21 protein-coding genes and 1 pseudogene are annotated in these 20,583 nt (G+C 74.5%); 12 read left to right on the forward strand and 10 right to left on the reverse strand.

Annotated elements, in window-relative coordinates; translation table 11 throughout:
* Positions 1–216 precede the first annotated feature (216 nt).
* From VM95_RS09220 to VM95_RS09235, 4 genes are all read left to right on the forward strand, one after another.
* A complete protein-coding gene (locus VM95_RS09220) occupies positions 217–537 on the forward strand; it encodes a hypothetical protein (protein WP_045693907.1) in 321 nt (106 codons plus the stop codon).
* A gap of 254 nt (positions 538–791) precedes the next feature.
* Complete coding sequence (gene efeU, locus VM95_RS09225; protein ID WP_045693908.1) at positions 792–2,840, forward strand: iron uptake transporter permease EfeU; 2,049 nt, start codon at positions 792–794, stop codon at positions 2,838–2,840.
* Positions 2,840–4,171 carry an iron uptake transporter deferrochelatase/peroxidase subunit gene (gene efeB, locus VM95_RS09230; protein ID WP_045693909.1) on the forward strand — a complete coding sequence of 444 codons (1,332 nt, stop codon included), beginning with the start codon at positions 2,840–2,842 and terminating at the stop codon, positions 4,169–4,171. Before efeU ends, efeB begins: the two co-directional genes overlap by 1 nt.
* 148 nt (positions 4,172–4,319) lie before the next feature.
* The gene (locus tag VM95_RS09235) at positions 4,320–4,781 is read left to right on the forward strand and encodes a hypothetical protein (RefSeq protein WP_052707229.1); all 462 of its coding nucleotides are present in this window, start codon (positions 4,320–4,322) and stop codon (positions 4,779–4,781) included.
* Positions 4,782–4,807: 26 nt separating this feature from the next.
* Here the strand turns inward: VM95_RS09235 and VM95_RS09240 are convergent, their stop codons facing one another.
* Together VM95_RS09240 and VM95_RS09245 are read right to left on the reverse strand one after the other, a co-directional pair.
* Complete coding sequence (locus VM95_RS09240) at positions 4,808–6,187, reverse strand: sensor histidine kinase (RefSeq protein ID WP_045693910.1); 1,380 nt, start codon at positions 6,185–6,187, stop codon at positions 4,808–4,810.
* A complete protein-coding gene (locus VM95_RS09245; protein ID WP_045693912.1) occupies positions 6,184–6,864 on the reverse strand; it encodes a response regulator transcription factor in 681 nt (226 codons plus the stop codon). Before VM95_RS09245 ends, VM95_RS09240 begins: the two co-directional genes overlap by 4 nt.
* A gap of 249 nt (positions 6,865–7,113) precedes the next feature.
* Between VM95_RS09245 and VM95_RS09250 the strand changes: the two genes are divergently transcribed.
* On the forward strand, positions 7,114–8,592 hold the full coding sequence (locus VM95_RS09250; RefSeq protein WP_045693914.1) for a glutamate synthase subunit beta: 1,479 nt from the start codon (positions 7,114–7,116) through the stop codon (positions 8,590–8,592).
* Positions 8,593–8,617: 25 nt separating this feature from the next.
* Here the strand turns inward: VM95_RS09250 and VM95_RS09255 are convergent, their stop codons facing one another.
* Positions 8,618–9,184, reverse strand: coding sequence for a hypothetical protein (locus VM95_RS09255; RefSeq protein WP_045693916.1), 567 nt, complete (start codon positions 9,182–9,184; stop codon positions 8,618–8,620).
* Positions 9,185–9,418: 234 nt separating this feature from the next.
* Positions 9,419–10,678, reverse strand: coding sequence for an MFS transporter (locus VM95_RS09260; RefSeq protein ID WP_045693919.1), 1,260 nt, complete (start codon positions 10,676–10,678; stop codon positions 9,419–9,421).
* Between the two features lie 158 nt (positions 10,679–10,836).
* Here VM95_RS09260 and VM95_RS09265 point away from each other — a divergent pair, with 158 nt between their 5' ends.
* Positions 10,837–11,478 (forward strand): TetR/AcrR family transcriptional regulator C-terminal domain-containing protein, encoded by a 642-nt coding sequence (locus VM95_RS09265; protein ID WP_045693922.1) that lies wholly within the window; start codon positions 10,837–10,839, stop codon positions 11,476–11,478.
* A 45-nt stretch (positions 11,479–11,523) separates the two neighbouring features.
* Here VM95_RS09265 and VM95_RS09270 read toward each other — a convergent pair whose 3' ends face one another.
* Positions 11,524–12,123 (reverse strand): DUF3995 domain-containing protein, encoded by a 600-nt coding sequence (locus tag VM95_RS09270; protein ID WP_045693924.1) that lies wholly within the window; start codon positions 12,121–12,123, stop codon positions 11,524–11,526.
* Positions 12,124–12,260: 137 nt separating this feature from the next.
* On the opposite strand from VM95_RS09270, the gene VM95_RS09275 reads away from it, so the two are divergent.
* Positions 12,261–12,773, forward strand: a complete 513-nt coding sequence (locus VM95_RS09275) for an isochorismatase family protein (protein ID WP_107072902.1) — start codon at positions 12,261–12,263, stop codon at positions 12,771–12,773.
* Positions 12,774–12,779: 6 nt separating this feature from the next.
* Here VM95_RS09275 and murQ read toward each other — a convergent pair whose 3' ends face one another.
* Together murQ and VM95_RS09285 are read right to left on the reverse strand one after the other, a co-directional pair.
* Entirely contained in the window at positions 12,780–13,706 is a 927-nt protein-coding gene (gene murQ, locus VM95_RS09280) for an N-acetylmuramic acid 6-phosphate etherase (protein WP_045693929.1), read from the reverse strand.
* Positions 13,707–13,750: 44 nt separating this feature from the next.
* Positions 13,751–15,334: an FAD-dependent monooxygenase gene (locus tag VM95_RS09285; RefSeq protein WP_045693931.1), complete on the reverse strand. Its 1,584-nt coding sequence runs from the start codon at positions 15,332–15,334 to the stop codon at positions 13,751–13,753.
* 104 nt (positions 15,335–15,438) lie between these two features.
* Here VM95_RS09285 and VM95_RS09290 point away from each other — a divergent pair, with 104 nt between their 5' ends.
* Complete coding sequence (locus tag VM95_RS09290; RefSeq protein WP_045693934.1) at positions 15,439–15,978, forward strand: CGNR zinc finger domain-containing protein; 540 nt, start codon at positions 15,439–15,441, stop codon at positions 15,976–15,978.
* Between the two features lie 191 nt (positions 15,979–16,169).
* On the opposite strand, the pseudogene VM95_RS45585 reads toward VM95_RS09290, so the two are convergent.
* From VM95_RS45585 to VM95_RS09300, 3 genes and pseudogenes are all read right to left on the reverse strand, one after another.
* Positions 16,170–16,500, reverse strand: a pseudogene (locus tag VM95_RS45585) (aldo/keto reductase); the annotation flags it as partial.
* A gap of 579 nt (positions 16,501–17,079) precedes the next feature.
* Entirely contained in the window at positions 17,080–17,760 is a 681-nt protein-coding gene (locus tag VM95_RS09295; protein WP_045693937.1) for a DUF6445 family protein, read from the reverse strand.
* Positions 17,761–17,853: 93 nt separating this feature from the next.
* Positions 17,854–18,579 carry a TetR/AcrR family transcriptional regulator gene (locus VM95_RS09300; protein WP_045693939.1) on the reverse strand — a complete coding sequence of 242 codons (726 nt, stop codon included), beginning with the start codon at positions 18,577–18,579 and terminating at the stop codon, positions 17,854–17,856.
* 171 nt (positions 18,580–18,750) lie between these two features.
* On the opposite strand from VM95_RS09300, the gene mca reads away from it, so the two are divergent.
* The 4 genes from mca to VM95_RS09310 all read left to right on the forward strand — a co-directional run bounded on the left by mca (position 18,751) and on the right by VM95_RS09310 (position 20,575).
* Positions 18,751–19,647, forward strand: a complete 897-nt coding sequence (gene mca, locus VM95_RS09305; protein WP_045693941.1) for a mycothiol conjugate amidase Mca — start codon at positions 18,751–18,753, stop codon at positions 19,645–19,647.
* 146 nt (positions 19,648–19,793) lie between these two features.
* Positions 19,794–20,018, forward strand: a complete 225-nt coding sequence (locus VM95_RS42325; protein WP_157882020.1) for a hypothetical protein — start codon at positions 19,794–19,796, stop codon at positions 20,016–20,018.
* A gap of 87 nt (positions 20,019–20,105) precedes the next feature.
* Positions 20,106–20,369 carry a hypothetical protein gene (locus tag VM95_RS41335; RefSeq protein ID WP_107072898.1) on the forward strand — a complete coding sequence of 88 codons (264 nt, stop codon included), beginning with the start codon at positions 20,106–20,108 and terminating at the stop codon, positions 20,367–20,369.
* Complete coding sequence (locus tag VM95_RS09310) at positions 20,360–20,575, forward strand: hypothetical protein (RefSeq protein WP_045693943.1); 216 nt, start codon at positions 20,360–20,362, stop codon at positions 20,573–20,575. The genes VM95_RS41335 and VM95_RS09310 overlap by 10 nt, the downstream gene beginning before the upstream one ends.
* Positions 20,576–20,583 lie beyond the last annotated feature (8 nt).

Below are 20,583 nucleotides of genomic sequence, written 5' to 3' on the forward strand. Positions count from 1 at the left end.
GGATCGCTTACTCTGTCATGCTGTCGGCAGGGGGCCGACTGTGCACGTCCATCGGCCCGTCCGGCGGCTCGTGTCGGGCCGGACGGGGGGTCCTGACGCCCGATCGGTCGACCGCCGGACGGCCGAACGGTCCGCGCTGCTGCGCCCGGGTGCCGCTGAACCGATTCGGCGCGCGCCGTGCCCGCCGGTCGCGCGGCCGGCGCCTACGCTGCGCCAATGGTGGAACACCGTGAACTCTGCGCGTCCGTCACCGAGGCCCTGGCCGGCGCCGGCTTCGACACCGCGCCCGGCGCCTCCCCGCTGCGGATCGGCCCGGGCCCCGAGGGCGTCCTGGTCGACTGGCCGTCGGACGGGGAAGGCGGCGGGCCGCTCTCCGGGGAGGTCCGCGCGGCGGTGAGCGGCGCCGCCGCGGTGGTGCTGCGCGAACGCGGCCACCTGGTCGCCGAGACGGCCGGGGGCGGGCTGCTGGTCACCGCCGCCGAACCGGTGGCCGTCGCGGCCGAGTCGGAGGCCGTCCCCGAGCAGTGGTGGGGCTGACCGGCCCGGGAAGCGGCAGAAGTGCCCGCCGGCGCGCCGTTTTGACGTGCGCACAGGCATCCTCATACCGAACCCTTACCTTTCCGAGGGGTTCAGTTGACCTCGACACCTCTAAGGTTTGCCTAAGCTAAGCCCATGCGCCCCGGACCGTGCGTCCGGGGCGTTCGGCTGTGCCGCCCCGCCCGCCGCCGGCGTCCGGGGCGTCCAGAACAGGTACGACCGGCCCGGGTTTCCCGGGGGGAGGAGCCCGCTGCATGTGGGATGAGGCGTTTCCCAGCTTTCTGATCGGGCTACGCGAGGGCCTGGAAGCCGGACTGATCGTGTCGATCCTCGTCGCCACGCTCGTCCGCTTCGGCCACAAGGCCCGGCTGCCCCAGGTGTGGACGGGCGTCGCGGCGGCCGTCGCACTCAGCCTCAGCTTCGGCGCGGTGCTCACCTTCACCGCCGCCAACCTCTCCGGCCACGCCCAGGAGGCGTTCGGCGGCGTGCTGAGCCTGATCGCGGTCGGCTTCGTCACCGCGATGGTGTTCTGGATGCGCCGCTCGGCACGCACCCTCTCCGCCGAGATCAAGGAGAAGGTCCAGGCCTCGCTGGCGATGGGCGCCGGCGCGCTGGTGCTCACCAGCTTCCTCGCGGTCGCCCGCGAGGGCCTGGAGACCTCCCTCTTCCTGTGGACCAACGTGCGCACCGCCGGGGAGTCCACCGGCCCGCTGATCGGCGCCGCGGTCGGCCTGGTGCTCTCCACCGGCCTGTGCTGGGGCCTCTACCGCCGCGCGCTGAAGATGAACCTCACCCGGTTCTTCACCATCACCGGCGCCGGCCTGATCGTCGTCGCGGCCGGCGTGCTCGGCTACGGGCTGCGCGACCTGCAGGAGTCCGGACTGGTCGGCGGTGGCAGCACGTACGCCTTCGACCTGAGCGGGCACCTGGACGCCTCCTCCTGGTACGCCACGCTGGTGCAGGGCACCCTCAACCTGACCGTCACCATGACGGTCCTCCAGGTCGTCGGCTACGTCGCCTACCTGTGCGTCGTCATGACGCTCTTCATCGAGGGCGTCCGGGGCGGTCAGCCCGCCCCGGCCAAGGCGGCCGAGGTCAAGGCCGCCGGCGCCGACGCGGAGAAGGCCGCCGCGCCCGCGCGCTCCGGCCGGCCGCGCTGGGTGCTGCCCGCCGCGCTGGTCGCCGTCCCCGCCGTGGTGGCCGGCACCGTGATCGCGGTCAGCGACGGCAAGCAGGACAGCTCCTCCACCGTCGCCGTCTCCGAGGACGAGTGCGGCAGCGGCTTCAAGGCCCCGCTGCCCGGCCAGCAGGTGTTCCAGATGCACAACACCGGGGACAAGGTCTCCGAGGTGTACCTGGTCAACCCGGGCACCGGAGCCGTCTACGGCGAGATCGAGGGCCTGGCCCCCGGCACCACCCGGGCGCTCACCGCCACCATCGGCTCCGGCGACTACGCCTGGCGCTGCGTGCCCACCGGCGGAAAGGCCGTCACCTCCTCCGCCGTGCACGTCGCCGGCGGCGTCGAGGTCAAGGCCGTCAAGCCGGTCGCCGAGGACGACCTCAAGGCCCCGCTCGACGCCTACAAGGACTACGTCAACAAGGGCCTCGCCACCCTGGTGACCGAGACCGCGAAGCTGCAGGCCGACGTCCACGCCGGCGACCTCGCCGCCGCGAAGGCGGACTGGCTCACCGCCCACCTGCAGTACGCCTCGCTCGGCGCCGCCTACGGCACCTTCGCAGACCTCGACGGCAAGATCAACGGGCGCCCGGACGGCCTCGCCGACAAGGCCAAGGACAAGGACTTCACCGGCTTCCTGCGCCTGGAGTACGGCCTCTGGCACGGCCAGTCCGTCGACGAGCTGACCCCCGTCGCCGACCAGCTCACCGGCGACGTCACCAAGCTGCAGCAGGACTTCCCCGGGCAGCAGTTCGACCCGGGCGACCTGCCGCTGCGCGCCCACGAGATCCTGGAGAACACCCTCCAGTTCGAGCTCACCGGCGACACCGACCAGGGCAGCGGCACCAACCTGGCCACCACCCAGGCCAACCTGGCCGGCACCCAGGAACTGCTGACCGTCCTCAAGCCGCTGCTCGACGAGCGCGACCCGCAGGTGCTGGTGCGCGCCGACGCCGGGATGAAGCGGGTCGGCGACCTCGTCGCCGCCGCCCACAAGGCCGAGGGCTGGACCCCGCTCGACCAGCTCCCCGCCGACACCCGCCGGCAGCTCAACGGCGCCACCGGGCAGCTGCTCGAAGACCTCTCGCCCATCCCCGCCCTGCTCGAGATCCGGAAGGCCGCCTGATGACCGACCACACCGCAGCCGCCGGAGGCTCCTGCCCGTTCCCGCACGCCGCCGCGCCGGTCGAGGCCGCCGAGGCGGGCGGCTGCCCGGCCGGACCGGCCCGGCGCAGCTTCGTGCGCGCCGCGCTCGGCGCGGGCGCCGGGGCCGCCGTGATAGCCGGCGGGACGTCCCTCGCGCTCGGCGCGGCCCCGGCCGCCGCCGGGGACGGCAAGGAGGCCAAGAGCGGGGCCGTACCGTTCCACGGCGACCACCAGGCCGGCATCACCACCCCGCAGCAGGGCTACGCGGCCTTCGTCTCCTGCCAGGTCATCGCCCCGGACCGCAAGGGCCTGGAGGACCTCCTCAAGACCCTGACCGAGCGGATCCGCTTCCTCACCGCCGGCGGCACCCCGCCCGACCTCGGCGTCGGCGCCCCGCCCTCCGACAGCGGCATCCTCGGCCCGACCGTGACCACCGACAACCTGACCGTCACGGTCGGGGTCGGCGCCTCGCTCTTCGACGACCGCTACGGGCTGGCCAAGGCCAAGCCGGCCAAGCTGACGCCGATGAAGACCTTCCCCAACGACAACCTGCAGGCCGCCGAACTGCACGGCGACCTCTCCCTGCAGATCTGCGCCGACCAGCAGGACACCGTCCTGCACGCGCTGCGCGACATCACCCGGCACACCCGCGGCGCGATGCAGATCCTCTGGCGGATCGACGGCTTCCAGAACCGGTCCCGCCCGGACGGCAGCCAGCGCAACCTGCTCGGCTTCAAGGACGGCATCGTCAACCCCGACACCAAGTCGGCCCGGGAGATGGACCGGCTGATCTGGGTCACCGACGGCATGGGCGAACCCGCCTGGGCCACCGGCGGCAGCTACCAGGTGATCCGGATCATCCGGATGCTGATCGAGTTCTGGGACCGCGTCACCCTCGCCGAGCAGGAGAAGATGTTCGGCCGCCGCCGCGACACCGGCGCCCCGCTGGACGGCCACCTGGAGACCGACGCGCCGGACTACGGCAAGGACCCGGACGGCAAGGCGATCCCGCTCAAGGCGCACATCCGGCTCGCCAACCCGCGCACCGCCGACACCGACAACTCCCGCATCCTGCGCCGCGGTTACAACTACGACCGGGGCATCGACAAGGCCGGCAACCTGGACATGGGCCTGGCGTTCTGCTGCTACCAGCAGGACGTGGCGCGGCAGTTCGAGGCCACCCAGACCCGGCTCGTCGACGAGCCGCTGGTCGACTACATCTCGCCGACCGGCGGCGGGTACTTCTTCGTCCTGCCGGGCGTGAAGGACAACGCCGACTGGCTCGGCCGCGGACTGCTCGCCGCCGTCTGACGGCCGATCGCGCGCACGGGCCCCCGGCGATTCCCCGCCGGGGCCCGTGCGCGTTCTCCTGTCGGCCGTCCGGCGTCATCGGCCGACTTCCGGTGCGGCGTCCGCGCGGCAGCCGCGGAGCGCCACCGAGGGCTCGCAGACTGGGCGCATGATTCGACTCCGAACCGCCGCCCCGGCGGTCCTCGCCCTGTCCCTGTCCCTCGTCGGCCTGCCCGCCGCCGCCCCGGCCCCGGCCGCCGAACCGCCGCGCGCGGCGCAGAGCCAGCGCAGCCTCACCCCGGCCGAGCAGCAGGTCGACAGCTTCTTCTCCCAGTACCGCGGCGACATCCTGCGCGGCGACCTCCAGGGCGCCCGTGCGGTCCGTCAGCGGTACCTGACCGCCCACCTGAACGCCGTGCTCGACGCGTGGGCGCGGGCGCACGACGCCGACCCGGTGTTCCGGGCCCCGAACGTGCCGACCGACTGGAGCCTCACCCAGGGCGACAGCGGCGCCGGCCACACCCGGGTGAACCTCACCGAGCGGTGGGGCGACGGCTCCCCCACCGAGGTCGTGTACGAGCTGCGGCTGGCCACCCTGGTGATCGACGACCTGCAGGACGCGCCCGCGTAGCCGCGGCGCTTCGGCCCCGCCCGTCGTCAGGGAGCGCCTAGGGTGAAGCCGATCACGGCGCCGCCGCCCTCGCGGTTGGCGGCGAAGGCGGCGCCGCCGTGGGAGCGGGCGACCTCGTGGACGATGGCCAGGCCGAGGCCGGAACCGGGCAGGCTGCGGGCGGCCGTCGCGCGGTAGAAGCGGTCGAAGACCCGGTCGAGGTCGGCCGCGTCGATGCCCGGGCCGCGGTCGCGGACCTCGACCCGGGTGCCGCGCACCACCACCTCGATCGGGGCCGTGCCGCCCGGGTCGAACTTGGCGGCGTTGTCGAGCAGGTTGCCGACCGCGCGGGCCAGCGCCTCCGGCCGGGCGGTGACGACGGTGTCGTCCGCGTCCACCACGACCTGACGGCCGGTGCGTCGGCGGGTCTGCGCGGCGGCCGTCCGGACGAGCTCGGCCAGCGCGACCTCGGCGGGCAGCTCGTCCGCCCGGTGGTCCGCGGCGAGCGCCACCAGCTCCTCCACCAGCTGGGTCAACTCCCGTGCCTCGTGGGCCAGATCGGCCATCAGGGCGGCGCGCTCGGCGGGCGGCAGGCGGTCCAGGCTGGGCAGCACCGCGAGGTTGGTGCGCAGGCTGGTCAGCGGGGTGCGCAACTCGTGCCCGGCGTCCTGGACGAGCCGGCGCTGGTTCTCCTTGGCCGTCGCCAGCCGGACCAGCATCCGGTCGAAGGCGCGGCCGAGCCGGCCCACCTCGTCCGTCCCGGCGGCCGGCACCGGGACGTCCAACCGGCCGCTGGCGGCGACCAGTTCGGCCGCCTCGGTGAGCCGGACCAGCCGACCGGTGATCCGGCCCGCGACCAGCCGGCCGGCCGCGCCCGCCACCACCACGACGACCGCCACCACGGCCACCATCTCGTGCCGCAGCATCTCCAACAGCTCCTCGACGTCGTCGAGTTGCTGCACCACCTGGACGGCGCCGCGGCCGCCGCCGAGCGAGACCACGCCCACCCGGCAGGTGGTGCCGCGGACGTGGCGCAGGCCCGTCGCCGTGCGGGCCGGGGCGGCGGCGCGGGCGAGCTCGCGGTCGTCCGGGGTGGTCGGCAGGTCGAGGCTGGAGGTGCCCGGGAGGACGGCCCCGTTCGAGTCGAGGGCCTGGGCCGTCACCCGGACCGGGTGCAGCAGCTGCTCGCTGAGCCCGCTCGGGCCGTTGAAGTCCCCCGGGAACAGCTGCTCGCCCGCGACCTGGCCGCTCACCGCGCGCATGGCCGAGGTGAAGTCGTCCCGCTCGTCGTCCCGGATCAGGCCGGCCGCGGCGTGGTAGCCGAGCGTGCCGATCAGCACCGCGACCAGGGCGGCCATCGTGGCGAAGACGAGTGCGACGGTGGTGCGCAGGCCGGGGCGGGGCAGCCGGCGGCGCGGGCCGGTCACGGCTCGCGCAGCGTGTAGCCGACGCCGCGGACGGTGTGGATCAGCGGGGACAGGCCGGGCAGGTCGAGCTTGCGGCGCAGGTAGCCGATGAACACCGCGAGGTTCTTCGAGCCGGGGCCGAAGTCGTACCCCCAGATCCGCTCGTACAGGGTGGCCTGGTCGAGCACCGCGCCGGCGTGCCGGGCCAGCAGCTCCAGCAGGTCGAACTCGGTGCGGGACAGCTCCAGCTCGCGCCCGGCCCGCCAGGCCCGGCGGGCGGGCGGCTCGATGCGCAGGTCGGCGACGGTCAGTACGTCCTCGGTCCGCTCCGGCGGGTGGCGGCGCAGCAGGGCGCGCAGGCGGGCGAACAGCTCGTCCACGTCGAAGGGCTTGACCAGGTAGTCGTCGGCCCCGGCGTCGAGCCCGGCGATCCGGTCCGGGACCTCGACGCGGGCGGTCAGCATCAGGACGGGGGTGCGGTCGCCGGCGGCGCGCAGCCGGCGGCAGACCTCCAGGCCGTCCGGCGCGGGCATCATCACGTCCAGGATCAGCACGTCCGGGCGCTGCTCGGCGAGGGCGGCGAGGGTGCGGGCGCCGTCCGGGGCGGTGCGCACCACGTAGCCCTCCAGGGTGAGGGCGCGGGTGAGCGAGTCGCGGATGGCCCGGTCGTCCTCGGCGATCAGCACGGTGTGGCTCATGGGGAGTGATTCTCCCCGGGGCGGTGGCGGCGGTGTCGGGCGGGGCGGCAGCTGGGGCCCGGCGGGCGAGGGCGGGCTCGGGGCGCGGGCCGGGCCGGACCCGCGGGCGGTGGTTCGTGGCCCCGGTCCGGGGGCCGGCGGGCGCCCCGCCTTTTGCGTCCTGCCGTGGGGGCGTACGGTGGCTTCACGGTGGCGCGCCCGCCGGGTGCGCGCCGGGCAGAACGTCGGCACGCCCCGCCGGAGGCCGCGATGGCAGACCGGATGGCCTTCCTCACCACCCCGCGCAGCGAGCGGGAGCGGCGGGACGCGCGGGAGCGGCTGGGGGACCGGCGGGAGGTGTACCGGCCCGGGGAGCCGTTGCCGGTGGTGGGTGGACAGGCCGGCCGGTGCATGGACTGCGGGCTGCCGTTCTGCCACAGCGCCTGCCCGCTGGGGAACCTGGTGCCGGAGTGGAACCGGCTGGCCGCGGACGGGGACTGGCACGCGGCGGCGGACCGGCTGCTGGCGACGAACAACTTCCCGGAGTTCACCGGGCGGCTCTGCCCGGCGCCGTGCGAGAGCGCGTGCGTGCTGGCCATCGACGGGGCCGCGGTGGCGATCAAGAACGTGGAGCTGGCGATCGCCGACCGGGCCTGGGAGCAGGGCTGGGACCGGCCGCAGCCGGCCGACCGGTGCTCGCGGACGGGCGGTGGACGGCGGGTCGCGGTGGTCGGCTCGGGCCCGGCCGGACTGGCCGCCGCCCAGCAGCTGACCCGGGCCGGGCACGCCGTCACGGTGTACGAGCGGGAGGACCGGGCGGGCGGCCTGCTGCGCTACGGCATCCCGCCGTTCCGGCTGGAGAAGCACCGGCTGGACCGGCGACTGGGCCAACTGCGGGACGAGGGAACGGAGTTCCGTACCGGGGTGCGGGTCGGGCGGGACGTCCCCGGCGAGGAGCTGCGGGCCGGGTACGACGCGGTGGTGGTCGCGGTCGGGGCGGCGGCCCGCCGGGAGCTGCCGGTGCCGGGGCGCGCGCTGCCCGGGGTGCACCAGGCGATGGACTACCTGACTTGGGCGAACCGGGTCGACGAGGGCGACCGCCCGGTCTCGCCGCTGTCCGCCGAGGGGCGGGACGTGGTGATCGTCGGCGGCGGGGACACCGCGGCCGACTGCCTGGGGACGGCGCTGCGCGAGCGCGCGGCGACCGTCGTCCAGCTGGACATCAACCCGCGCCCGCCGGGCCGCCGGGCGCCCGGGCAGCCCTGGCCCGTCCACCCGAAGGTCTACCGGGAGACCACCTCGCACGAGGAGTCGGGAGCGGCGGAGGCCGGCCCCCGGGTGTTCGCGGCGACCACGCTCGGCTTCGAGCCGGGCCCGGACGGCCGGCTGGCCGCCGTCCGCTTCGCCGAGGCCGATCCGGCCGACCGCAGCCCCCGGCCGGGCACCGAGCGGTGCGTGCCGGCCCAGCTGGCGCTGCTCGCGCTCGGCTTCACCGGGCCGGAGCCGGACGGGCTGTTCCCCCAACTGGGGCTCGCCCTCGGCCCGGACGGCGCCCTGGAGCGGGACGACGGCTTCGCCTCCGGCGCGCCGGGCGTGTTCGTGGCCGGGGACGCCGGGCGCGGGCAGTCGCTGGTCGTCTGGGCGATCGCCGAGGGCCGGGCGGCGGCCGCGGCGGTGGACCGGTACCTGCGCGGGTGGACGGAGCTGCCCGCGCCGATCGGTGCGTCGGCGCGGGCGCTCAGCCTGTGAACCGCTCCCTTGGGCGGGGCCTTGCTCAGCCGAGGCCGAGGACGGACAGCGCGGTGGTCCAGTCGGTGGCGATGGCGTTCTGGGCGGGCGCCAGGTCCACCTGGTGGTTGCAGACGGCCCGGTAGAGCTTGTACTCCACGGTGTCCTTGTCGGTGGAGGACTGGCTGGCCGAACCGGTCGCGTAGCGGGGCTCCGGCCAGAGGTTGCGCGGGTCGGTCGGGTTGCCGCCGAGCGACAGCGGGATGAAGTGGTCCTCCTCGTAGTCCGCCGTGTTGGTGTCGGCGTAGCCGTACTGGGCGATCTGCTGGACCTTCAGCCGGTTGGTGTACGTGGTGGACGGGCGGATCGAGGTGCTGTAGCCGGAGACGCAGATGGTGTCGTCGATGGTGTCCTGCGTGACGTCCGGGTTGAGCGCGCCCGGGGTGCAGGCCGGGTCGGGCAGCGGGAGGTAGGCCTGCGAACAGGTCGCGGCGAGCGCGGTGCGGGCGGTGTGCGCGGCGGGGGCGGCCTGGGCGGCGCCGGTGGTGGCGACGGCGGCGGCCGTCAGCGCGACGGTGACCAGGACGGGGGCGATGCGGTGGGGGCGACGCATGGTGTGGGGGCTCCTAGGCGCGGCCCGGGCTCGGTGCGCCGGGCGATGTGTCCATGGCACCACCGGAGGGGTCTATGCGGGTAGACCGTGGACGGTTAACGATTGACGAAGGGTCAGTCAAGGAATCGGAGGCAAGTCTTCGCTTGACGTGGTCGCGGCGAGTGGGCTCGCGCGGGTGCGTGCGTCGGGCGCGCGGGGCGAGGGGCGCGGAAGTCTTCGGGGGGCTTCGGGGGCTCATGGGGTGGTGGGCGCGGCCGGTTCCCCGTGCGCCCGGGCGTCGTAGCGCCAGAGCGAGGGCAGCGCGGCGGAGAGCACGGCGGAGCTGCCGAGGCAGAGCAGGCCGCCGGTGCGCAGCGCGGCCCGGATGCCCTGGCGGGCGGCCAGTCCGCCCGCCCGCAGGTCCCCGAGGGCGGGCCCGGCGGAGCCGATCAGCATCTCCAACCCGGCGGCGCGGCCCCGCAGTTCGTCCGGGATGGACTGGTTCCAGATGGCGCTGCGGAAGGTGTCGCCGGCCCAGTTGGCGGCGCCGGCCACGGCCAGGCAGAGCAGCACGGCCCACAGGCCCGGGGCGAGCGCGGCCCCGGCGGTGGCCGCCCCGACCACGGCCGCGGCGAGCAGCACCAGCCGGCCGTGCCGGTGCACCCGGTCCGTCCAGCCGCCGGTCGCGGCGGCCAGCAGGCTGCCCGCGGCGGCCGCCGAGTAGAGCAGGCCCAGTGCCCACACCGCGTCCAACTCCTCGGCCAGGAACGGGAACAGTGCGGTGGGCAGGGCGAAGACGGTGGCCGCGAGATCGGCCAGGTAGGTGCCGAGGAGGTCCGGCCGGCCGGCCGCGTACCGGGCGCCGTCGACGAACTCGCGCAGCACCGGCGCCTCGGCGTCGCGCTCGGACGGGACGGGCCGGACCCGGGCGAGCAGGGCGATCGAGACCAGGAAGGTGGCGAGGTCGACCAGGTACGCGGCCCGGACGCCCGCGCCGGCGATCAGCAGCCCGGCGGCGGCCGGCCCGGCCACGCCCGCGATGCTCCAGCGCAGCGACAGCAGCGAGCCGGCCGCGACCAGCTGCTCGTGCGGCACCAGCCGGGGCACCATCGCCTCGACCGAGGGCTGCTGGACGCCCTGCAGGCCCGCCGCCACCCCGGCGGCGACGTACAGCGGCCAGACGGCCGGCGCGCCGAGCAGCGCGTTGGCGAGCAGCAGGGCGGTGAGCGCGGCCAGCGCGATCTCGGTGGCCAGGGCGACGGTGCGGCGGTCGGCGCGGTCGGCGAGCACGCCGCCGTACAGGCCGAACGCGATCGCGGGCAGGAGTTCGACCGCGCCCACCGCGCCCACGGCGAGCGGCGAGTCGGTGAGGTGGGCGATCTGCAGTGGGATCGCGGTCATGGTGAAGATCGAGCCGAGCAGGGTGACCGTGCCGGAGGTCCAGGTCAGTCGGAAGTCCCGGGAGGACCGCCAGGGTGCGGTGTTCGGCAGCAGCCGGGACAGGGTCGAGGTCATGCGGGGGTGGGTCCCTTCGTGGCCGTCGACGGCGCGACGACCTTCCTTATCGCTGATAAGTTCCAGCTCGGGAACTTATCGGCGATAAGGTGGGCTGGCAAGGGGATTTCGGCAAGCTCGGGAGTTCGGGGGCCCGGGGGCTCGGAGAGGTGGATCGGATGGCGCTGCAGCGCGACGAGGTGGTGCGCACCGCCCTGCGGGTGCTCGACGAGGAGGGCATCGACGGCCTCACCACCCGCCGGCTCGCCCGCGAACTCGGCGTCCAGTCACCGGCGTTGTACTGGCACTTCAAGAACAAGCGGGAACTGCTCGACCTGATGGCCGAAGCCATGCTCGCCGAGGCCCTGCCACCCGACCGCGCGCCGGACCCGGCACACTGGCCGGACTGGATCGCCGCCGACGCGCGCGCCAAGCGCACGGCCCTGCTCGCCTACCGCGACGGCGCCCGGGTGCACGCCGGGACCCTGCCCACCGAGGCCGAACTGCCGGCCGTCGAGGCGCAGTTGAGCGCCCTGTGCGGGGCCGGGCTGCGGCCGCGGACGGCGCTGCGGCTGCTGCTCACCGTCGACCGGTACGTGATGGGCTGGGTCACCGAGGAACAGGCCTGGCGGCAGGACGCGGCGGACCGCGACCGGCCCGCCTTCCCGGACGAGGCGCTGAGCGAACTCCCGCTGCTGCGCGAGGCGGTGGACGTGCTGCGGATGACGGACCACGACGCGGACTTCGAGTACGGGCTGCGCGTGCTGATCGAGGGCTTCCGGGCCGAGATCGCGCGCGAGGGCGGGGCGGCGGCGGGGTAGCGGCGGGGTAGCGGCGGGGCGGGGGACGTGCCGGGCTGCTGCCGGTCAGCCGGTGGAGGCCTCCCGGAGCGCCCGGGCGGCCTTGGCGGCCTTGGAGGCCTTGTCGGCTTTGTCGGTGCGGAGTGCGCGCAGCCCGATGGCGCCCAGGACGAGCCCCCAGACGAGGAACCACGGCGAGTAGAGGAACAGCGACCAGCGGGCCACGGTGTCGGCCTCCGCGCCCGTCACGTCCGGGTAGTGCGAGGAGATCGCGCCGGTCAGGTACAGGCTCTCCTGGACGATCCCGGCGATGCCGCGCAGCACGGTGAACGCGCAGCCGATCCCGATCGGCAGCTCCAGCATCCACCGCGGCACCACCGCCCCCCACGGCTTCACCAGCGCGAAGGGGATCAGCGCCCCCAGGGCGGCGAGCAGCACGGTGCCCCAGAGGCCGAGCAGTTCGAAGAGCGGATCGTGCCAGAGGTCCTCCGAGAAGCCGATGGTGGACTTCAGGCCGTCGCCGCCGAACGCCCAGTACAGCTTCAGCGCCGCGTACAGCGCCGCCATGGCGGCGGCCACCCCCTCCACCCACAGCCGCCCGGAGCGCGGGGCGGACGGGAGGGCGGCGGGACCGGGGGCCGGCGAGGCCGGGATGCGGCTGCTCATTCGGGGTCGAACTCCTTCGTGAGGTCGTCGATCTCCAGTGGGGCACAGCTTAGTCCCGTGGAGTCACCGGAGTTGACGGTGCGTCACCGTGGCTGGTCCCTGGCTCTCCGGGGTGTGCGGGCGCTAGCGTGATCGCCGTGATCACTCTCGACCCTCGCCGCACGGCCCTCGTCCTGATCGACCTGATGGACCGGATCGTCGCCAACCAGCTCGCGCCGTACCCCGGTTCGCAGGTGCTGGCGGCCTCCCTCGACCTCGCCCGGACGTTCCGGGCGGCCGGTGCGCCCGTCGTCGCGGTGCGCGTCGAGCGGCCGAACGTCGCCGAGCAGCCGCCCGGCAGCGACCTCGCGGCCGAGGTCGCGGCGGTGGCCGACGAGGTGGTGGTCAAGCGCACCATCGGCGGCTTCCACGGCACCGGCCTGCACGAGCTGCTGCGGGCGCGCGGCGTGGACACCCTGGTGTTCGCCGGGATCGCGACCAACCTCGGGGTGGAGTCGACCGCCCGGGCGGCGGGCGACCACGGGTACCGGCTGGTGTTCGTCGAGGACGCGATGACGGCGCTCACGGCGGAGGAGCACCGGGCGTCGGTGGAGCTGGACTTCCCCCGGCTCGGCGAGGTCGCGGCGGCGGGGGAGCTCCAGCTGAAGTGACCTCCGTCAGCTGAGGCCGGCGGCGCGCAGCGCCTCGCGCAGCCGTCCGTCCGAGGCGGCGAGCAGGCGGGCGGCGGTGGCGGCGTCGACCCCGGCGAGGAGGGTCAGGATCGCGTCCTTGGCCCGGCCGCCGGTCGCCCCCAGCGCGCGGCGGACCGCCGCATCGTCCGCGCCGCTGGCCTCCGCGACGATCCGGTGGGCGCGCTCGCGGAGCTTGGCGTTGGTGGCCCGGACGTCGACCATCAGGTTCCCGTACGTCCGGCCGAGGCGGACCATGACGGCCGTCGACAGCAGGTTGAGCACCAGCTTCTGCGCCGTGCCCGCCTTCAACCGGCTCGACCCGGCCAGCACTTCGGGCCCCACCTCCACCTCGACGGCCAGCTCGGCGGCCTCCGCCAGCGCCGAGCCGCGGGTGCAGACGAGCGCGACGGTCAGTGCGCCGGCGGCGCGGGCCGCCCGGACGGCGGCCACGGTGTACGGCGTCCGGCCCGAGGCCGACACGCCCACCACGGTGTCGGCCGGGGTCGGGCCGAGCGCGGCGAGGTCGGCGGCCGCCAGGTCGGGGCGGTCCTCGGCGCCCTCGACCGCCGCCGTCACCGCCGCCGGGCCGCCCGCGATCAGCCCCACCACCTGCGCCGGGTCGGTGCCGAACGTCGGCGGCCACTCGGCGGCGTCCAGGACCCCGAGCCGGCCGGCCGTCCCCGCGCCCGCGTAGACCAGCCGGCCGCCGCGCGCCATCCGGGCGGCGACCGCGTCGACCACGGCGGCGATCCGCTCCACCTCGGCGGCCACGGCGAGCGGGACGGTGCGGTCCTCGGCGTTCATCAGCCGGAGCAGGTCGAGGGTGGGCAGGTCGTCGATCCCGGCCCAGGCGGGGTGGACCGCCTCGGTGGGCGGGACGGCGGGGCCCTCGTGCGGGTGGGTGCGGTCCATGGGGGGAGCGTCCCCGGGCGCGGCGGCGGCGAACCAGGAGGCGGTCAGGAGGAGAGGACGCTCCGGAGGACGGCTCGAAGGTCCGTCGCCGGGTCGGTGCCGCGCCAGGCCACGTGTCCGTCCGGGCGGACCAGGACCGCGGCTGCCGCGCCGACGAGGCGTTCCCACTGCCCCGGGGTGGCCTCCCGCTGTCGGCCGCTGCCGAGCGCCCGATAGGTGACGGGGATTCCGGCCTGCCGCGTGGCGTCGGCCTGCCGTCGCCACGCCGGGCTGTCCGTCGCGGTGAGCAGGGTGAAGCCGGGGCCGAGGAGGTCGAGGGTGGACGTCACGCGTGCGGGTCCGCCGGTGAGGCGGACGTGCGGCAGGCGTTCGCCGGGGCGGGCGCCGGGGCGGTAGCCGTCCGGGCGCAGCCCGGTGGGTTCCGGAGCCGTGCCGGGGCTCCGGGGGGCGGCGGTCGAGGGGAGGACGGCGGTCGAGCGGTAGACGGCGGTCAGCAGGAGTTCGTCGTCGATGCGGTAGCCGGCGCGGTTGCGGGCGTTGGCCGTGGAGATGCCGATGACCTGGCGGGCGACGGGCCGGCGTTCTGCCTCGTAGGTGTCCAGCAGGGCGTCGCCGGCGTACCCGGCGGTGACGGCCGCGAGCTTCCAGGCGAGGTTGTCCACGTCGCCGATGCCGGTGTTCATGCCGTGCCCTCCGGTCGGCGGGACGACGTGCGCCGCGTCGCCGGCCAGCAGGACGCGGGAGCGGCGGTAGGCGGTGGCGAGTTGCGCGTCCATGCGCCAGGTCATCGTGTCGCGGACCGTCACGTCCAGGTCGGGGATGCCGGCGGCGGTGCGGATGAGGTCGGCCAGCTGCCCGTGGTCGGACGGGTCCGAGGCGGGCGTGTCCGGGGTGAGCGGGTACTGGTAGATCCAGTGGCGGTCGTTGTCGACCGCCATGAACCCGCCCCGACCGGGCGCGGTGAGGAAGTAGGACGCGCTGGCGCGATCGGCCACCACCGGGCCGAGCGGCGCCTCGAAGCGGACGCTCAGGTAGCGACCCAGCCCGGTGGGGCCCTCCATCGCGATGCGCGCCCCGGCACGGACGGTGCTCGCGGAGCCGTCGCAGCCGACCAGCCAGTCCGCGCGTACCCGGTACCGCTCACCGGTGGCCGCGTCCGCCAGGTCGGCCAGCACGCCGAGGCCGTCGTCCGTGAACCCGAGCAGGCGCGTGCCGAAGCGGATCCGGGGGCCGGCCGGCGTCTCGGCGTGCCGCAGCAGGACGGGCTCCAGCGCGTCCTGGGAACAGATGACGCCGGGCGCGGGCGTGTGCTCCGCGCTCTCCGCGTCCTCCTCGGGTTGTTCGGGGAGGCCGGTGCGGACGAAGTCGGGATCGACGAGGTCGCGGCCGCGGTAGAAGCGGACCTGATCGGCCGGCAGACCGGCCGAGCGGACGGCCCCTTCCAGGCCGAGGCGCCGGAAGATCTCCATCGAACGGGCCGAGACCCCGCGGGCCTTGGGGTGGCGGGAGGTCGTGGGGTGGGCCTCGACCAGCACGTGGTCCACGCCGTACCCGGACAGCAGGGCCGACAGCGTCAGGCCGACCGGCCCGCCCCCGACGATCAGCACGGACGTCTGCGACACGGTCATGGCGAATCCCTTGCGCTGCGATCGGCGTTGTAACGGCTAACATCCGTTTTGACGTTACCATGGGGCTGGCTCGGCGAGCCTTCGATCGGCGACGGGAGACGTGCATGCACCAGGGATTCGACGAGGACAATCCGCGCGGCCTGTACTTCCTGGCCGACCTGGTCAACACCGTCCAGGACCGGCCCGGGGCCGACGCGGCCGAACTGGAGGCCGTGGTGGAACGGCACGGCGGGCCGCCGCTGCGCCTCACCGCGACCACGGCGCTGGAGCTGCGCGAAGCCACGGCCACCGTCGCCGGCATCCTGGACCTCGCGGACGAGGACCGGGCCGCGGACGCCATCAACGCCCTCCTCGACCGGTACCCCGCCCGACCCCGGCTGGTCCGCCTGCCGGAGCGCCGCTGGTCGGTCCACGCCCGGGCCTCGGACGGCGCGTCGCCGGCCCACTGGCTGCTGTCCACCGCCGCCCTCGCGCTGGCGCTCTGGCTCGGCGAACGCGGCTACTGCGCCTGGGGCCGCTGCGCGGCTCCCGGCTGCGAGCGCTACTTCATCGACACCGGGCGCCGCACCCCGCAGCGCTATTGCTCGACCCGCTGCGGCACCCGGGTGCGGGTCTCCGCCCACCGGCTCCGCAGCGGGCGGTGAGCGGCGGGTGGTGAGCGGCTGGGCGTTCGGCGGGGGCGTTGGCTGCCCCCGCCGTGGCCGGCGCCGCTGTTCGAGGATCCACGGCGCCTGAGGTGTGGTGACCGCTGAGGTGGTCACGCAGTGAACGGGAGGGTGTCCGCGGCTGGAGGGCCCGCGGGCACCCCTCCCGTTCAGTTGGCCGTTCCCGAGCTCTACGCGGGCGCTTCCGGGTGGTCGACGGGGCTCGTGCCGTTTGTGGCGTTCGTGGCGTCCAGGCCGTCGAGGGCGTCCAGGTCTGCTCGGGACAGTCGCAGTGCGCCGGCGGCGATGTTCTCGACCAGGTGGGGGGTCGGAGGTTCCCGGGATGGCCAGCACGTTCGGCCCGCGGTGCAGTGTCCAGGCCAGTCGGACCTGCGCCGGCGTCACGCCGTGGGCGTGCGCGATCGCCTGGAGCCGGTCGTCGTGGGTGTCGGCGGCGGGCGCCTCGCGTTGCCGGCCGGAGATCGCGAAGAACGGCACGAAGGCGATGCCCTGCCGCCGGCAGCTTGGTTCACCCCGTGCTCGACCGCGCTGCGCGGGAGCCGGACGGCGAGCTCGCGGTCGATCGGCTCGCCATCGGAGTTGCCGCGCATCCCGTTGCCGGTCAGCCGCATCGTGCCGAACCCGAGCCGGTTCACCTCCAGGTCGCCGAGCTTCCAGGTGCCCGCAGCCGCTGCGGTGGCCGTCGATGCGGTGACCGTCGCTGATTCCACCGTGACCCACTCCCCGTGTTCTCGCGCCGCCCGCCTCCCGGCCGGGTGCTGGTACCTGCCGACCGGTCGACCGTCGCGGCCGCCGTCGGGTTCGAGCCGGGAGTATGGGGTGGCGGCTGCCGTGCGGGGAAGGCGCGAACGGTCGGCGAAAGGTCACACCGAGGACGGGAACTCGCGCTCGGCGGCGAACCGTTGGAAGGGGCGTACGGACTCACCGGTGCGGTGGCTTCAGCTGTGCTTTCAGAGCGTTGGGCCCGAGACATACAGGGTCGCGTTGTCTTCCTAGATGTCGAGGCCGGACGTCCGAAGTCGGCCCGGGTGCGGGATGTGAGGGGTGCTCACGAGCCCCGGGCGGACTCCGGTACGGGTGTCAGGCCATCCAGAAGAAGACCGCCGTCATCCGGCGCTCGGGCAGCTCGGTGCCGTAGTAACTCGTGGCACTGTGCATGAGGTTGGCGTGGTAGAGCAGCAGCTGGTTGTAGCGGTTGGGGACGCGGACGTCCTCGGTGAAGTGGTCGGCCGGCACGTGCCGGGTGCCGAGTGCCTCGACCAGGTTGTTGTGCGGGGCGTTGACCAGGTTGCCGCCGAGGCGGCCGCCGGGGAACTGCTGGCGGTAGAAGCTGGTGCCGGCGTCCTTGGGCGCGCCCGGGCTGAGGTAGAGGACGGCGGCGTAGCGGCAGAGCGCGCGGGAGTCGGTGTGCGGGCGGGACTCCGACTCGCCGGCGCCGACGAGCTGGACGCAGTTGTGGTTGAGTGTGCCGCCGCCCGGGGTGCTCTGGACCCAGAGCCGCGAGGCACCGGTGGCCTTGCGGACCAGGGACTCGACGCGGGCCAGCTCGTCCGGTTCGAGGCCGGGCATGGTGCGCAGGCCGGGCCAGGCCTCGGGGCGGTAGGGGTATCCCTCGGTCCAGTCGCCGCGGGCCAGGACGCGCTCGCGGACGGCGTCCGGGTCGGGCAGGACGTTGTCCAGGACCCAGTAGTCCCGCCCGCGAGTGGGCTTGCGGTACGGCAGAACCGGCAGGGTGGTGGGCCTGATGGGCTGTGAGGGCATGCGCTGACGATAGGGGCGGGATGCTTCAACCTTCTGCCGTGAACAGGTCAACCTTTCGTCAAGTGCGAGGTCGGGTGGGAGGGTCGGTTCGGATCACCGGCCCCGGTCGGTGCGGACGGCGAAGTTGCCGAGGGCGCCCTCCAATCGGTCGAAGGCCCGGATCGCCGAGGGCCGGACGGCGGCGGTGACGGCGGCGTGCTCCTCGCCGGCCAGGACTCGGCGGAACACCTCCGTGAACACCGCCCGGTCGACGGCGGCGAGCAGAGCGGCGGCGACCCGGCTCTCGAAGTCGACGGGGGCGGTCGCGTCGTCGGCGGGAGCGGGGCGGTCGGCCTCGGTCAACGCCCGGGTCAATGCCTCGGCCAGGGCGGCCTCGCCCTGCTCGTGCAGCTCGCGCAGCCGGGCGAGGAGGGCGGGGCTGTCCGCGACGGTGCGGGCGAAGGCCTGCCCCGCGAAGCCGAGCCGGGCGTCGTGCCGGTCGAGCGCGGCCAGGCAGTCGCGGCGCAGCGAGGCGAGGGCGGACTCGTCGGGGGCGCGGTCGGCGACCGTGCGGGCGAGCCGGCCGGCGAGCTCCTCGTGCAGGTCGAGCAGGAGGTCCTCCTTGCGCGGGAAGTGGTTGGTGACGGTCATCTTGGCGACGCCGGCGGCGGCCGCGACCTCGGCGATGGTGGTGCGGTCGAAGCCCTGGTCGATGAAGAGCCTGGTCGCGGCGTCCGAGATGGCCTCGCGGGTGCGGCGCTTGTTCAGCTCGCGGAGCTTGGGGGCGGGGGTGTCGGCGGTGGATGCGGCGTCGGTGGCGGCGGGTCGGGGCTTCGTCATGCGGGGAGCCTAGCGCAGTTCGATGGGTCGGGCACATGAATTATGCCCGACCCAATAAATTGGCTTGACCCAATCGCTAGGTCCGTCCTAAGTTCCTGTCCGGCGGCCGGGGAGGCCGCGGACGGGCGGTCGCCGATCGCCGGTCACAACCGATCGACCGTGGAGGCAAGCATGTTGACCCAGTACTCCGGCCGCCTGCGCCTGCTCGCCGTGCACGCCCACCCGGACGACGAGTCCAGCAAGGGCGCGGCCACCCTCGCCCGCTACGCCGCCGAGGGGGTGGACGTCCTGGTCGCCACCTGCACCGGCGGCGAGCGGGGCTCGGTGCTCAACCCGGCGCTGGACCGGCCCGAGGTCCGGGCCGATCTGGCCCGGATCCGCCGGGCGGAGATGGCCGCCGCCCGGGAGATTCTCGGGGTGCGCCAGCAGTTCCTGGGCTTCCTCGACTCCGGCATGCCCGGCCCGGACGAGCCCCTGCCCGAGGACTGCTTCGCCGCCCAACCGGTGGAGGTCGCGGCGGCGCCGCTGGTCGCGCTGATCAGGGAGTTCCGTCCACACGTCGTGATCACCTACGACGAGACGGGCGGATACCCGCATCCCGACCACGTGATGACCCACCAGGTCACGGTCGAGGCGTTCGCGGCCGCGGCCGATCCGGACCGCTATCCGGAGGCGGGAGAGCCCTGGCAGGCGGCGAAGCTCTACTACCACCTGGCCCTCTCCCGGGCCTGGTTCCAGACCCTGCACGACGCCATGACGGAGCGGGGCGTCCCCTCGGCCATGGGCGAGCTGCTGGCCGGCTGGCCCGACACCCCTCCCGCTCTCGCCACCACCACCCGGATCGCGTGCGCCGAGCAGTTCGCGGTACGGGACGCGGCGCTGCTGGCGCACGCCACCCAGGTGCAGCCCGGCGTGGCGTTCATGGCCCACCCCAGGAGCATCGAGCGCGAGGTCTGGCCGACCGAGGACTACCACCTGGCCCGCTGCCTGGTACCGACGCCCTGCGGCGGCGGGCAGATCGAGACCGACCTGTTCGACGGGCTGCGCCCAGGGGAGGAGCGTGGATGATGCGGGTGTAGAGGGCGGTTGCATGCCGCCCTGCTGACCGAGTTGCGCGGCGCAGATCTGTTGGACCTGGACAATGGCGCGGTCTATGGCTCGCACGTCCGGGTGCTCAAAAAGGGCGGACCACCTCGGCGCTAGGCTCCCGGCACATGACCTCTCCTCAGCGCAGGAGCAGTGAGCCGCAGCTTGCGATGGATCACGCCCAGTCGGGTGTCCGACCCGGGAATGACGACGAGCTGATCGACAAGCTGCGCACTCGTGCCTGGGATCCGGGCCTGCGGTTCGACAGGGCCGAGGTTCCGCTCGCCTGGATCGAGGAGCGCTACGGCCAAGACGGGGCCGGATCATCTCCAGCAGCAGCTCCGGGAAGGTGACGCTCGACGCCCGAGCGGAAGAGATCGCTTCGCGGACGCTCCCCGAGAGCCGTTGTTCGCACCGACCTCGACGCCGTCGTCTACGGCATGAGCACCGACTGGTCGTCCGGGCCGGTCGAGGGCCGCGTCAACGACCTCAAGGCGCTCAAACGCAGCATGTTCGGCCGAGCGAAACCACCGCTGCTCCGCAAGCGGCTCCTCCTGACGCGGCCAGCCGCCGACCACAAACCGTCACGGCTCGCTGATCGACTTCACCGCATCCATGCCCAACCCCAGTTCAGCCGCCGCCGACAGGCCGAAACCAGTCGCGGCGGCACCGGCCCCTGCGGGATGCTTGGTTCGTGCGCCTGAATATCGACGGGACTACCCCGGCCCTGCGGATGCTCTTGCTCAGCGAGTTCCTGCTCCACGCCGACTTTCAGGTCGAGCTGGACGCACCAGTGTTCGTCGCGGCGGGCGACCGGGTCTCCTACGAGGACGGCGGTGTCGTGGTGACTCGCTCGACCGGTGAGCAATACAAGCACCCGATCCGCGACAGCTACTGGATCTGCCGCTGATGGCGACG

Source organism: Streptomyces rubellomurinus (genome assembly GCF_000961885.1).
GTDB lineage: Bacteria > Actinomycetota > Actinomycetes > Streptomycetales > Streptomycetaceae > Kitasatospora > Kitasatospora rubellomurina.